Here is a 14175-nt window from a genome sequence, read left to right on the forward strand (position 1 = left end):
GTGCCGTCAGGCTCCCCTCCCGCATACCCCAGCGCAGTGAAAAGGGAGAGGACGCGATGACCGACCGCCGCACAGTGTTAATGGCCGCCGGAGTTGCGGCAGTCGCCGCGGCCACCGGGGCAGCGGCAGCGCAATCGCCAGATATTCGCGCGCCAGATATCCGCGCAACAGATATTCGCGGCGCCGTCACCTTTGTGGGCGGCAAGGCTATCCCGGAAGGTCATCTTGAGATCTATCTTGAGGATCCCGCCATTCAGGACAGTGGGCGACGCCGCGCCGCCAAAACCAGCCTCAAGAGCGAGGGCGGCTCAAAGACCATAGAATTTTCCTTGCCCCTGCCCGCAAGCTCGACCGCTTCACCAACGCTGCAGGTCGTTGCGCGCCTGGAGCGTGCGGACGGCTGGCTGGTGGCGCGGGGCAGCGCGCAGTTCCAGGCCGGCTTGCCCGTCCATGTCACACTCAAGGCAGTTATCTATTGAAGGGACGAGATGCCATATCCTGATTGCGAGCCTGCATGCAGCTGACGCCATCGACGCCGCTTACGCTGGTCGGAATCCTGGCGTCCTTTCGACGTGCGTTTTCGGGCATCGTCCTGATGAGCGGGGTCGTCAACGTGCTGACCCTGACCGGCTCGTTCTTCATGTTGCAAGTCTATGACCGCGTCGTTCCGGGTCGCAGCGTGCCGACGCTGGTCGGCCTGGCGGTGCTTGCGGGAACATTGTTCGTGTTTCAGGGAGTGCTGGAGCTGATCCGCTCTCGCCTCATGGTGCGGCTGGGACAGGGGTTGGACGCAAAGCTGAGCCCGTCGGTCTATTCGGCGCTGATGCGCCTGCCGCTGCGCGCCAAGCCTTCCGGCGACGGGCTGCAACCCCTACGGGATCTCGATCAGGTCCGCTCCTTTATCGGCAGTGCCGGACCGACCGCTTTGTTCGACCTGCCATGGATGCCGCTCTATATCGGCATCTGTTTCATTTTTCATTTCTGGATCGGCGTTACCGCGCTTGCCGGCGCCGTTGTCCTGTTTGCACTGACGCTTCTGGCCGAATTCCGGACCCGCGGCCCGACAAGGATCGCCGGACAGCACGCGGCCGTTCGCAGCACGTTGGCCGAGGCGACAAGGCGCAATGCCGAAGCCATGCAGGCCATGGGTTTTGGCGGGCGTATCGCCGAGCGGTGGTCTGCCGTCAATGCCGAGTACCTGAACGCCCATGCGGCGGCCAGCGATGTCGCGGGAACGCTTGGCACGATTTCCAAGATCCTGCGGTTGATGCTGCAATCGGCAATGCTGGCGATCGGCGCTTATCTGGTCATCCAGCAAGAGGCGACCGGCGGCATCATGATCGCAAGCTCGATCATGATGGGCAGGGCGCTGGCTCCGATCGAACTGGCGATAGCGCATTGGAAGGGCTTCATTTCAGCGCGGCAAAGCTGGGCACGCCTGAAGCAGCTTCTGTCCGCGCTGCCGGAAGGCGCAACCGGCGTGACCCTGCCCGCGCCTGTCAGCGCGCTGGCGGTCGAGAATGTCAGTGTCGCCCCGCCGGGCGAACGCACGCCGGTGGTGTGGGATGCAAGTTTTTCACTGGCCAGGGGAGCAGGCCTGGGGGTCATCGGCCCGAGTGCTTCCGGCAAATCATCGCTGGTGCGTACGCTTGCAGGTGTCTGGCTTCCGGCGCGCGGCGCCGTGCGGCTGGACGGCGCGACGCTTGACCAGTGGCCGGCCGACGAGCTGGGTAAACATATCGGCTATCTGCCGCAGGATGTGCAGTTGTTCGACGGCACGATTGCGCAGAACATCGCCCGCTTCGACCCGGATGCGTCGTCCGACATGGTGCTTGCGGCAGCCAAGGCCGCCGGCGTGCATGATCTCGTCGTGCATCTGGCCGACGGTTACGACACAAAGGTTGGCGAAGCCGGCGCCTCGCTGTCGGCGGGGCAACGCCAGCGTGTCGCCCTTGCCCGCTCTCTTTATGGCGATCCCTTCCTAGTCATCCTGGACGAGCCGAATTCCAATCTCGACTCAGAGGGTGAAGTGGCCTTGTCCGCCGCCATCCAGGGCATCAGGGACCGCGGCGGCATCGTTATCGTCGTCGCGCACCGATCCAGTGTGCTGGCCAATGTCGACACCGTGCTGGTGATGGCCAATGGCCATGTGCAGGCCTTCGGTCCGAAGGATGAGGTGCTGAACAAGGTCTTCCGATCGGCGGCACCGCTCAAGGTCGTTGCCGCCACGGAGAGAGGCGTTCCTGCATGAGCGAGGACAGATCCGCTTTGCATCATCGGCAGGTCCGCCGCTATCTCGTGGCTGGCGTTGCTACCTGTCTGCTGCTTGTCGGAGGTGTTGGCGGCCTGGCGGCAGTGACCAAGATGTCGGGTGCGGTGATCGCAGCTGGCCGGCTGGTGGTCGATTCCAATGTAAAGAAAGTTCAGCATCCGACGGGCGGCGTGGTCGGCGAGATCAGGGTGCGTGAAGGCGACCGGGTCAAGGCGGGCGATATTCTGGTGCGGCTGGATGAAACGACAACACGCGCCAATCTGGCGATCGTCTCAAAAGGTCTGGATGAGTTTTATGCACGGTTGGCGCGCCTGGAGGCGGAGCGTGACGGCAAGGACACGATCAGCTTTCCGGACGTTTTGACATCGCGGCGCGACGAAGCCGGTGTCGCCGCATCGATGGCCGGAGAACAATCGCTGTTCGATTTCCGGCACCAGGCGCGGTCTGGCCAGCGATCGCAATTGCGCGAACGGATCGCGCAGTTGAAGCAGGAGAGTGCCGGCCTGACCGAGCAGCTGCAGGCGAAACGCCGCGAGATCGAGCTGATCCAGATCGAGCTGGAAGGTGTGCGGTCGCTCTGGCATCGCAAGCTGATAGGAATCGACCGCATGACGTCGCTGGAACGGGACGCGGTGCGGCTCGAAGGCGAGCATGGCCAGTTGACCGCGGGAATTGCCCAGGTGAAAGGCAAGGCGTCCGAGATCGAACTGCAGATCATCCAGATCGACCAGGATCTTCGCAGCGAGGTCGCGACCGATTTACGCGATACCCAGGGAAAGATCTCCGAGTTCGTCGAACGCAAGGTAGCGGCCGAGGACCAGTTGAAGCGCATCGATCTGCGCAGCCCGCAGGATGGCGTGGTGCTGCAGTTGGCGGTGCATACGATCGGCGGGGTCATCACCCCCGGCGAACAGGTGATGCAGATCGTACCGGTGACGGACGACCTGACCGTTGAAGCGCATATCGCACCGCAGGATATCGACCAGGTGACGATGGGCCAGAATGCGATTTTGCGCCTGTCGGCCTTCAATCGGCAAACCACGCCGGAGCTGACCGGGACGCTGTCGCGGATCTCGGCGGATCTCACCATCGAAGAGCGCACCGGAGCAGCCTTCTATGTGGCGCGGGTGACGCTGCCCAAAACCGAGGTCGCCAAGCTGCGCGGGCTGGCGCTGGCGCCAGGCATGCCGGCCGAAGTGTTCTTCCCGACGGGCGACCGGACGATGCTTTCCTATCTGGTGAAGCCGCTGTCGGATCAGATCCAGAAAGCTTTCCGGGAAGAGTGAAGCCGCACCTTTGAGAGCTGAAGCCTCGGGACCGGCTGGTTGCCGGTCCCCAAGGGGTAGCCCCTACTCCGCTGCCTTATACCCCGCGATGCCCTTGATCTCGAGGAAATCCTCCAGCCCGTATTCGGCGTATTCGCGGCCGTTGCCGGATTGCTTGTAGCCGCCGAATGGCAGGCCGGCGTCCCATTGCGGATAGTTGATGTAGACAGTGCCGGTGCGCATGCGGGCGGCGACTTCGCGGGCCTTCTCGATATCCTTGGCCTGGATGTAGGACGCCAGCCCATAGACAGTGTCGTTGGCGGTGCCGATCGCCTCTTCCACTGTGTCGTAAGGCATGATCGCCAGCACCGGCCCGAAGATTTCCTCGCGCGCGATGCGCATGTCTGATGTGACGTCGGCGAACACGGTGGGGCGGACATAGTAGCCGCGGTTGAGCTCGGCCGGACGCCCCGGTCCACCCGCGACCAGCGTGGCGCCTTCATCTATGCCGGCCTGGATCAGGTCCTGGATCTTGTCGAACTGGATCTGGCTGACCACCGGGCCGAGCTTGGTGCCGGCCGCATCGGCCGGGCCGACGGTCAATTTTTCGGCCGCCGTCTTGGCGTAGCCGGTCGCCTCGTCATGGCGGTCGCGCGGCACGAACATGCGGGTCGGCGCGTTGCAGGACTGGCCCGAGTTGCTGAAGCAGCCGGCGACGCCCTTGCTGACGGCCTTTTCGAGATCGACATCGGGAAACAGGATGTTGGCCGACTTGCCGCCGAGTTCCTGATGCACGCGCTTGACCGTGTCGGCGGCCGCCTTGGCGACCAGGATGCCGGCGCGGGTCGACCCGGTGAACGACATCATGTCGACATCGGGATGGCTGGACAGCGCCTGGCCGACGCCCGGGCCGTCGCCGTTGACGAGGTTGAAGACGCCCTTGGGAACGCCTGCCTCGTCGATGATTTCGGCAAAGATGATGGCGTCGAGCGGCGCGATTTCCGAGGGCTTCAGCACCATGGTGCAGCCGGCGGCGAGCGCAGGACCGACCTTGCAGGTGATCTGGTTCAGCGGCCAGTTCCACGGCGTGATCAGGCCGACGACGCCGATCGGCTCCTTGACGATGAGCGACGAGCCCTTGACGTGGCGGAATTCGAACGACTTCAGCACCTCGGCCATCTTCTGCAGATGTGCCAGGCCAATGCCGACCTGGCTGTCGAGTGCCATCTGACGCGGCGCGCCCATCTCGCGCGATACGGCCAGCGCCAGATCGGCGCTGCGCTTCTTGTAGATCTCGATGACGCGCTTGAGGATATCGAGCCGCTCTTCGGCCGAGGTGAAGCCGAACGTGCCGAAGGCGCGCCTGGCGGCGGCGACCGCCTTGTCGACATCGGCCTTGGAGCCGAGCGAAATCTGCGCGAAGGCATCTTCGTTGGACGGGTCGATGACGTCGAGTGTGCTGGGCACGACAGGATCGACCCACACGCCGTCGATATAGAACTGCAGATTGTGTGACATGGGCTTCTCCTCGGGGGATTTCTGAATTGATGGGGGGCGATCGCCAGATCGTCGTATCGGTTCAGGGATAACGATGGGGCAAGAGCGATGTCAAACGCAAGGGCGGGCGATTGAGCCGACGGCTACAGAAGCGTGTGCCCCGCCGCGACCAGAAGCCCCCTTGCCGCGGCTTCATCCTTGGCTTTGACGAGCAGATGGTCGCCATCGAAGGTGGATACCAGAAAAATGCCGAGTTCGTTTTCCGACAATGGCTTTATTACCGACAGCACGATGCCGGTTTCGTCGAAGGCAAAGGGACCTTGGAGTTTCAGGGCGACCCAGTCCCTGTCATGCTTCACCCCGTCCGGCACCCGATCCTGCAGGCAGACAACCGAAAGCTCGTCGTCGGTCCTGGTAATGCTGACGAAGCCCGGCCCGTCCGCCCAGCCGGGAATGCTGTCTTTTGCTTCGAGGCGCGAAACCGCATACCGCCCCGTGAGCGGCTTCAACCGGACCCTGACTGCCATCCGATCCTCCCTGTTATCGGCCATCACCCCAGTTTCTTGCTCATATAGACCGTGATGCCGTTCATGAACGGCTCCTCCCGGTCGATCGTATAGCCATGCCGTTTGTACAACAACACATTAGCCATGAAGGCGCCATTGGTCAGCAGGCGCAGTTCGAAGCAGCCGGCCTCCAGCGCCTTCTGCTCCGCCCGTTCCAGCAACAGCCGGCCGATTCCCCTGCCCTGCGCCTGTGGCGCGACGCAGACATTCTCGATCCAGAGATGATCGTCGGCCGGCATGGTCTCGATCATGCCGACGATGCGGCCATTTTCGATGGCGAGATCGAACGGATGTTCGGCGACCGCCTTGTCATAGTCGGCGCGCATCGGCAGCGGCTCGCGGCCGATCAGAGGCACCCATTTGGCATAGGCGGCACGCACAATGTCCTTGATGGCGGCAGCGTCCGCTGATTGGGCCGGTCGAACAGGATGGAAGAATTGGACATGGCAAAGGCTCCAGACATGAAAACCCCGCCGGCAGACGTCGCGGGCGGGGCTGGAACGAACGAACCGGAATTTTATTGGGCCGGTCCTTTTCGTCGCGCAAACAGCTTGCCGCGCTGCGTGGTGCAGGAACGGCGTCGCTTGGCGATGGCGAACGAGAAAACGAACATGACGCCACGCTGGAGCAGGAAGCGCGGCGCTGTCAAGATTTTGGCGTTGGCCCAGCCTCCGAGTTGACCCGCGCGGCTAGAGCGGGCGGCGCCGGCAAGGCCATAAGTGTACTGCCAGGCAACGCCAGTCTTCACCTTGCGCGGTGGTTGCTCGCCTAAACTGCTGCGCCGTCGAGTAGGGCTCTCGTACGCGTACAAAAAAACAGCAACAGCTAATATTGTTGGACATTCAACCTACCATTGTTTCAAATTTCTATTTGATCTAATCTTGGCATCATAATATAAGCGGAGAAGCACTGGACGGGCTGACGGGGGGGCGCCATGCATCGAGGGCTGGCAAAGCGTACAATCTCACGTTTGTTAGGCGCGATGACGGTCGTCTACGCGCTCGCGGGCACGACGTCAGCGCTCGGGCAGTCTTGTAGTCCCACACAGACAGCTCATGCTTTTAGCTTTACTGGCGGCGACCAGTCCATCTCGGTTCCTGGCAACACCCATTCCGCCACAGTATACCTCAAGGGAGCGCAAGGCGGGGTTGGCAAGAGCGGCGCCGGCACCATCGGGGGCAGCCCATTGAGCCCAGGCGGCGCCGGCGGGCTCGGCGGCCAGGTGAGCGGTTCCTTGACTGTCGCGCCGGGTGACATCCTTTCTGTCGGCGTTGGCGGCCGTGGCTCGCTCGCGGTCAATCCCGGTGGCGCGAGCGGTACTCCCGACGGCGGCAATGGTGGCGGGGCGACCGACCTGCGGCTGGGCGGAACCCGCCTGGCAATTGCTGGCGGCGGTGGCGGCGGTGGCAACGGGGGCTGGCACACTACAAATTCGATAGCTGGTGGCGCCGGTGGCAAGAGCGGGGGATCCGGCTCGGCAGGAACCGATGTTTCGGGCGGCCTTGGCCCCTTTGGCGGTGAAGGTGGCACTGTAGGTGCCGGTGGCGCGATCGGCGCTGGGTGCGATAGTTTTCCTGGCACGGCCGGTCAGACAAATGGCCAAGGCGGAACTGCACGAAATTTCTCAGGGTCTTTCCTGGGTGCCGGATATGCTGGTGGCGGCGGTGGCGGGGCTACTGTCGGCGGCGGTGGTGGCGGCGCAGGCGTCGGCACGACCTCGTGCCAGCAGAACTGGAACGGCGCCGGCGGCGGCGGCGGCGGCGGATCATCGGATGCCGGCTCGCTGCAATCGGCTGCGGTGGCGGATGGCGTCAATTCCGGCGATGGGTCCGCATTGATCTGTTTTGATGAGCCGCTCTATGTGATCAGTGGCACAGCGAGCGGTCAGACCGGGACGGTGAGTTTGAAATTGACATCAAGCTCGCCGGCAGGGACGCAAACCAGGGACGTGAATGTCGGCGATATCACCTTTGCCTTTGCGGATGGCCTGCTGACCGGCTCCAACTGGAGCGTTGAGGTTACTGCCAAGCCGGCCGACCAGACATGCACGGTCACGACGGCCTCGGGCACGGTGGCGGGAGCCGACGTGACCAATCTTGTCCTGTCCTGCACCACGGTCACGGTGGAGCTGTCGCCGGCAACATTGCCGAATGCGCATATTGGCACGCCGTACAGCCAGACCATCACGGCAAGCAGCCCCAATGGCGGCGCCGCACCCTATACCTTCACCGTGATTTCCGGCTCAGTGCCTCCCGGCCTCGCGCTCTCGCCTGGAGGTACGCTGGCTGGCACACCCACTGTCGCGGCCAATTACGATTTTACGGTGCGGGCCACGGACAGCAACGGCTTTACCGGCCAACGTGACTACACTGTGGTCGTCGAGATCCACTTGCCGTCGGCACAGGACCACACGCTGGACGTGATGGCCGGAACGACCGGGTCCCTCGACCTGACGCAAGGGGCTACGAATGGGCCGTTTACCAGCGCCACGATTGCCTCGCCGCCGCCGAGCGAAGCGGGCACGGCTTCCATTGTGCCCGATGGCGGCGCTTATATCCTGCAGTTTGCCGCGGCAGCCACCTTTGTCGGCACAACCAGCCTGACCTACACGCTCTCGAATGCCGACGGAACGTCACCTCCGGCAACCGTGACCATCAACGTCACGGCACGGCCCGACCCCTCCCGCGATCCGGAAGTGATCGGCCTGATTCGGGCACAGGTGGAGGCGGCAAAGCACTTCGCCGACATTCAGATCCAGGGATTTGGACAGAGGCTGGAACAGCTCCACAATGAGGGCGACCAGCGCCACAGTTCGATAGGCCTCAGCGTTGCCGTCCAGCAATCGTCGGACAATCCCGACGCATACGCTCAGCAGCAGAATGCGGCGAACGATCCGGCGCTCGCCGCAATCGCCACGGCATCGTCGCAGTCCACTTACGGAGCGCCCAATCCGGAGCGCATTCAGCCCAACGCCAACGCAAAGCAGGACAGGACTTCGACCGGCGCGTCGCCGATCAAGACCGGACAGTCTTCAACTGGCACGGACGTGGACACCCAGACGTCGTCACTGCCGGCCGAGAACCCATTTGGCGAACTGGCCTTCTGGAGCGGCGGCTACGTCAATTTCGGCACCGATGACGATGGAGCCATCAAGCTCGACCATACGCTGGTCGGCGTGAGCGTCGGTGCCGACTACCGCTTTTCCCCGACCTTCACCGCCGGTCTCGGGTTTGGCTATGGCCATGACGTCACCGACGTCGGGAGCAACGGCACCGAAAGCCGCGCCCATGCCATCTCGGTCGCCGCCTATAGCAGCTACCGCCCGGCGCCAAGTTTTTTTGTCGATGGCCTTGCCGGCTATGGCGCCCTCAATTTCGACAGTGAGCGCTATGTGACCGATACCGGCGATTTCGCGTCTGGAACGCGCGACGGAAGCCAGGTCTTCGGGTCGCTGACGGCGGGCTACGAATTTCGCCGGCCGGACTCTCTGATATCACCCTATGGACGTCTGTCGGGGTCCCACTCCACGCTTGACGGCTTCACCGAGACGGGTGGCGACATCTATAATCTGACCTTCGGCAAGCAGACCGTCGACACGCTGTCGGGCACCCTTGGCCTGCGCATCGAGAACAACATTCCTACCAGCTGGGGTCTGCTCACACCGCGCGCGCGCTTTGAGTATACGCACGACTTTGCCGGCTCCAGCCGCGTCAGCCTCGGCTATGCCGATATCGGCACCACGCCCTACGCGCTGGACGCAGATGCCTTTTCCAACGACTATTTGTCAATCGGGCTCGGCGTCGATGCGCAAATCGGCGGTATTGCCTTCGGGCTGAACTACAGCACCGCGGTCGGCAGCAACGGCGACAGCCAGGACCATACGATCGCCGCGCGAATTGGGATGAAATACTAGGGCATGATCCCAAAAAGTGGGGTTAGATCGTGAGGGAATTCATCATGATCTAGGGCGGCTCCAGGTTTCGCCCGGCCGCTCTTTCTCATTCTGACCTCGGCCGCCCTAAACGTTCACAAAAATCGATCATTTCAACAAAAACAATTCGTTGGAAAGATCGATTCTGGAATGACATTCTCCTGAGGTACTTGCGTGGAGAATTGCATTGTCTTCCGCCGCCCAGCTAGCGAACGATATTCCGATCAGCATGATTTCCGCCGATCTGGCCGTGGGCCGGAAGCGGCTCGGTTCCGTGTGGAATGGCGTCATCCCCGGGATCGTGCTGGTGGCGATGATCACGGGGGTGGCCTTCTCGGCCCATAATGTCTCCGGCTTCGCGCTGTTCAGCCCGATGATCCTCGCCGTCGTCGCCGGCATGATCTATTCCAACGTGCTCGGCACGCCCGCCCACGCCAAGGCCGGCATTGCATTCTCGCAGAAGCGCCTGCTGCGCTTTGCCATCGTGCTGCTCGGCTTTCAGCTGACGCTCGGCCAGGTTGTCTCCATCGGCGCCGGCGGCGTCGGCATCGTGGCGCTGACCCTTGGAGCGACCTTCGTCTTCACCATTACGCTTGGCCGGCTGATCGGCGTCGACGCCAAGCTGGCGCAGCTGATTGCCGCCGGCACCTCGATCTGCGGCGCTTCGGCGATCGTTGCCACCAACATCGTCACCGATGCGCGCGACGAGGACGTCACTTATGCCGTCGCCTCGATCACGCTGTTCGGCACCGTCGCCATGCTCGGCTTTCCGCTGCTGGCGCCGGTGCTCGGCCTCGACCAGCACGCATTCGGCCTGTGGGCCGGCGCCTCGATCCACGAGGTGGCACAGGTCATCGGCGCCGGCTTCCAGAACGGCGCCCAGTCCGGCGAGATCGCCACCGTCGCCAAGCTGACCCGCGTCGCCCTGCTGGCGCCGATGGTCATCGCGCTCGGCCTGATGGCGCGCCGCAAGAGCAATGGCGATCGCCCAAGCGACCAATCCGGTGCGCGGCCGCCGATGCCGTGGTTCGTCGCCGCTTTCATCGCCGTCGTGGCGCTGAACAGCCTGGTTGCCGTGCCGGCCGAAGTGAAGTCGGCCATGGCGTTCGCCACCACCATCATGCTGACCATGGGGCTCGCCGCCATGGGTCTGCAGGCCAACATTTCGCAGCTGCGCTCGCGCGGCCTTCGCCCGCTGGCGCTCGCCTCCTGCGCCTTCCTGTTCATCGGCTGCTTCAGCCTGGTGCTGGTGAAGTTCGCTTAATCCTCGAACGAACTCGCCGCGACATAGATCGCGGCAAGCGCCTCGATGCCCGCCTGGTCGTCCTTGTCGAAGCGGCCGGGCGCCGGGCTGTCGAGGTCGATCAGGCCGAAGACGCCGTCATTGTCCCTCAGCAGCACGACGAGTTCCGAGCGCGAGTCGGCGTCGCAAGCGATGTGGCCGGCAAATTCATGCACATCCTTGACCAGCATCGACATTTCGAGATCGATGGCGGTGCCGCACACGCCCTTGCCGACGGCGATGCGCACGCAGGCCGGCTTGCCCTGGAACGGTCCGAGCACCAGCTCCTCGTCGGAGGCCAGGAAATAGAAGCCGGCCCAGTTGAGATCGGGCACCATCTGGAAGATCAGCGCCGATGTGTTGGCGGCGTTGGCGACGGAGTCGCTCTCGCCTTCCAGCAGCGCCTTCAACTGGGTGGCCAGTTCGCGGTAGAAGGCCGGCTTGTCGGTGCTGTCGATGGTCTGGGCCGCAAACATGGCGTCGTCTCCATTGCCGGCGGGCCAAAAAGCCCGTTACATTTCCTGTCTGCCACCAATGACGCTCCCAGGAAATACACAATTGTGAATACCGACCGTGCCAGCCAAACACACGACCGGGCGCAACCCGCAGCGAGCGAAGGTCCCCTCACCTTCGCTGTGCTGGTCTTTCCCGGCTTTCCGATGATGGCGTTCAGTTCGGTGATCGAGCCGCTGCGCGCCGCCAATGTGCTGGCCAAGCGCGATTGTTACCGCTGGGTGATCGTCGGCGCCGACCAGGGCACGGTCGAGGCGTCCAATGGGGTTGTCATACAACCGGGATTCTCAGCCTCGAGCGCACCGAAGGTCGACCGCATCGTCGTCTGCTCCGGCGGCAATGCGGACTTGCTTGTCGCGGACGATGCGGTTGCCTGGATCCGCAGGAGCCTGCGCGCCGGCGCCCAAATCGGCGCGGTGGCCGACGCCGCCTTCTTCCTCGCCAGGGCCGGCTTGCTCGACGGCCATGCTTGCACCTTGCACTGGACCAGCCAGGCGGCCTTCACGGAGGCCTTCCCGGATATCGAGCTTCGGCGCGATCTCTATGTCATCGACCGCAAACGCTTCACCTCGGCCGGTGGCGTCGGCAGCCTCGACATGATGCTGGAGATCATCACCAACGATTATGGCGGCGAGCTCGCGGCGGGCGTTGCCGAATGGTTCGTGCACAGCCCCTTGCGTTCGAGCGTCGACCGCAAGCTGATGCCGCTCAGGCTGCGCACCGGCGTCCAGAACGAACTGGTGCTGTCGGCCATCGCCATCATGGAGGATGCGGTGGAAGAGCGGCTCGGCATGACGGAGCTGGCGGCAAGGCTCGGTGTCTCCTCCGACAAGCTGGAGCGCAATTTCCGCACCGAGCTCAGCATTTCGCCCAACGGCTATTACCGGCGCCTCAGGCTACGGCGCGCCGCCGACCTGTTGGCCCATTCGACGCTGATGGTGCGAGACGTGGCGCTGGCCTGCGGCTTCGCGTCCATGTCAAGTTTTGCCCGAGCGTTTCGCGAGGAGCATGGGCACGCGCCGAAGGCGATGCGGCGGCATTAGAGGGCGCTGCGCGCTAACGCGGTGAGATGTTGGCGGGACAGCGCCCCCCTCTGTCCTGCCGGACATCTCCCCCACACGGGGGGAGATCAGATGTCGCCTCGGCTTTCGCCAATCACCAACGTTGCAGGGCGAGCGGGACGCGAAAGCTGCTAATCTCCCTCCTTGTGGGGGAGATGTCCGGCAGGACAGAGGGGGGCGCGAAGGATCGCAACATTGCCCTTTGTATGCATGCCCTTCTTGCGGCATTTCGCACGACATCTGCGGATTCTCGCACAGACATTTTTCGGCGCATGGCTATGGTCTAGCCCTTCAGGAGGCGCACCCAATGAGCATCGTCGTTTTCGACCCCGACAGCACCGAGGATGTGGATTTCAAGGACCGCATGCGCCACCCGGTCGCGGCCGACTCCGCCGGTGGCATGTGGCTGTCGGACACCGAGCCGTCCTTCATCGATGCCGACGCGCTGCGCAAGGGTCGGCTGGCGAAACTGCGCGGCTGGATGCGCGAGGCGGGCTATGGGGGCGTCGTTTTGTTCGACCCCTACAACCAGCGCTATGCCACCGGCTCGCGCAACATGTTCGGCTATTTCCTGCGCAACTCGACGCGGTATTTCTTCATCCCGACCGACGGGCCGATCGTGCTGTTCGAATACCCGCAGAGCTACCATGTCTCGATGGTGCTCGACACGATCGACGAGGCGCGCCCGTCCAAGCTGGTATGGTCTTCGGTGTCGGGCCGCGACGACGAAACCGCCGGCCCCTTCGCCGACGAGATCGCCGAGCTTTTGAAGAAACATGGCGGCGGCTCGATGAAGCTCGGGCTCGACCGCTGCAGCCATTTGCAGGCGCTGGCGCTGGAAAAGCGCGGCTGCGACATCAGGGATTGTCAGGGCGAAATCCTGGCGGTGCGCGCGGTGAAAACACCCGAGGAAGTCAAATGCCTGCAGGTGTCGATGGCCGGCGCGGAAGCTGCCGTCTACGCCGTGCGCGAGGCAATCAAGCCCGGCGTATCCGAAAATGAGCTGTTCGCCATCATGTATGGCGAGGTGATCCGCCAGGGCGGCGAGTTCATCGAGACGAGGCTCCTCACCTCGGGCCAGCGCACCAATCCGTGGTTCAACGAGGCCAGCGGCCGCAAGATCCGGCCGGGCGAGCTTCTGGCGCTCGATACCGATACGATCGGCTGCTATGGCTATTATTCCGATTTTTCGCGCACCTTCCGCTGCGGGCCGGGCAAGCCGACCGACTATCAGAAATCGCTTTACCGCATGGCGCACGACCAGGTTCAGCACAACATTTCGATCGTCAGGCCGGGCATGGCGTTTCGCGAAATCGCCGAAAAGGCGTGGAAAATCCCGGACCGTTTCGTCGACCAGCGCTATACCTCGGTGATGCACGGCGTCGGCATGCATGGCGAGACGCCATTCATTGCGCACGCCATGGACTATGAAACCTACGGCCGCGACGGTGTTGTCGTGCCCGGCATGGTGGTGAGCGTGGAAAGCTATATCGGCGAGAAAGGCGGACCCGAGGGCGTCAAGCTGGAAGACGAAATCCTGATCACCGACACCGGCACCGAATTGTTGTCGCGCTTTCCCTACGAGGATGAGTTTCTGGAGAAACAGGTTTGATCGCAGCGTCCCTCACTAACGTCAGCGCGGTATCGCAAACCTTCGGGAATAGTCGCGGCAGCTATGCCTTCGTCATCCTAGGGCGAAGCAAGGAGCGCAGCGACGCGGCGCAGACCCTAGGATCCATGCCGGGACTCATCCGCGCCGCAACGGTGCAAGTTCTGCTCCGCCGCACT

At 63.3% G+C, this 14175-nt stretch carries 11 protein-coding genes; 7 read left to right on the plus strand and 4 right to left on the minus strand.

Features of this window, described 5'->3' with window-relative positions; all coding sequences use genetic code 11:
- Positions 1 to 56: 56 nt before the first annotated feature.
- From NKJ77_RS17060 to NKJ77_RS17070, 3 genes are read left to right on the plus strand one after another with little or no spacing between them, the layout of a single operon-like run.
- On the plus strand, positions 57 to 479 hold the full coding sequence (locus NKJ77_RS17060; protein WP_023682883.1) for a hypothetical protein: 423 nt from the start codon (positions 57 to 59) through the stop codon (positions 477 to 479).
- A 35-nt stretch (positions 480 to 514) separates the two neighbouring features.
- A complete protein-coding gene (locus NKJ77_RS17065; protein WP_023698050.1) occupies positions 515 to 2251 on the plus strand; it encodes a type I secretion system permease/ATPase in 1737 nt (578 codons plus the stop codon).
- Positions 2248 to 3558, plus strand: coding sequence for an HlyD family type I secretion periplasmic adaptor subunit (locus tag NKJ77_RS17070; protein ID WP_023689671.1), 1311 nt, complete (start codon positions 2248 to 2250; stop codon positions 3556 to 3558). The genes NKJ77_RS17065 and NKJ77_RS17070 overlap by 4 nt, the downstream gene beginning before the upstream one ends.
- 63 nt (positions 3559 to 3621) lie before the next feature.
- On the opposite strand, the gene NKJ77_RS17075 is transcribed toward NKJ77_RS17070, so the two are convergent.
- The 3 genes from NKJ77_RS17075 to NKJ77_RS17085 all read right to left on the minus strand — a co-directional run bounded on the left by NKJ77_RS17075 (position 3622) and on the right by NKJ77_RS17085 (position 5980).
- Positions 3622 to 5055 (minus strand): aldehyde dehydrogenase family protein, encoded by a 1434-nt coding sequence (locus tag NKJ77_RS17075; RefSeq protein WP_352535498.1) that lies wholly within the window; start codon positions 5053 to 5055, stop codon positions 3622 to 3624.
- 122 nt (positions 5056 to 5177) lie between these two features.
- Complete coding sequence (locus NKJ77_RS17080; RefSeq protein ID WP_023682887.1) at positions 5178 to 5561, minus strand: ACT domain-containing protein; 384 nt, start codon at positions 5559 to 5561, stop codon at positions 5178 to 5180.
- A gap of 23 nt (positions 5562 to 5584) precedes the next feature.
- On the minus strand, positions 5585 to 5980 hold the full coding sequence (locus NKJ77_RS17085; RefSeq protein ID WP_023682888.1) for a GNAT family N-acetyltransferase: 396 nt from the start codon (positions 5978 to 5980) through the stop codon (positions 5585 to 5587).
- Between the two features lie 806 nt (positions 5981 to 6786).
- Between NKJ77_RS17085 and NKJ77_RS17090 the strand changes: the two genes are divergently transcribed.
- Complete coding sequence (locus NKJ77_RS17090) at positions 6787 to 9513, plus strand: autotransporter domain-containing protein (protein ID WP_023831567.1); 2727 nt, start codon at positions 6787 to 6789, stop codon at positions 9511 to 9513.
- Between the two features lie 247 nt (positions 9514 to 9760).
- Positions 9761 to 10795, plus strand: coding sequence for a YeiH family protein (locus NKJ77_RS17095; protein ID WP_502902133.1), 1035 nt, complete (start codon positions 9761 to 9763; stop codon positions 10793 to 10795).
- Here NKJ77_RS17095 and msrC read toward each other — a convergent pair.
- On the minus strand, positions 10792 to 11289 hold the full coding sequence (msrC, locus tag NKJ77_RS17100) for a free L-methionine (R)-S-oxide reductase MsrC (RefSeq protein ID WP_023698045.1): 498 nt from the start codon (positions 11287 to 11289) through the stop codon (positions 10792 to 10794). The two genes, NKJ77_RS17095 and msrC, sit on opposite strands and share 4 nt — an antisense overlap.
- Before the next feature lie 183 nt (positions 11290 to 11472).
- Between msrC and NKJ77_RS17105 the strand changes: the two genes are divergently transcribed.
- Positions 11473 to 12369 (plus strand): GlxA family transcriptional regulator, encoded by an 897-nt coding sequence (locus NKJ77_RS17105; RefSeq protein ID WP_352535515.1) that lies wholly within the window; start codon positions 11473 to 11475, stop codon positions 12367 to 12369.
- A gap of 325 nt (positions 12370 to 12694) precedes the next feature.
- Entirely contained in the window at positions 12695 to 13999 is a 1305-nt protein-coding gene (locus NKJ77_RS17110) for a M24 family metallopeptidase (protein ID WP_352535500.1), read from the plus strand.
- The last annotated feature ends 176 nt before the right edge of the window (positions 14000 to 14175 follow it).

The sequence above is a fragment of the Mesorhizobium sp. M0052 genome, assembly GCF_040323255.1.
In the GTDB taxonomy this organism is placed as follows: Bacteria; Pseudomonadota; Alphaproteobacteria; order Rhizobiales; family Rhizobiaceae; genus Mesorhizobium.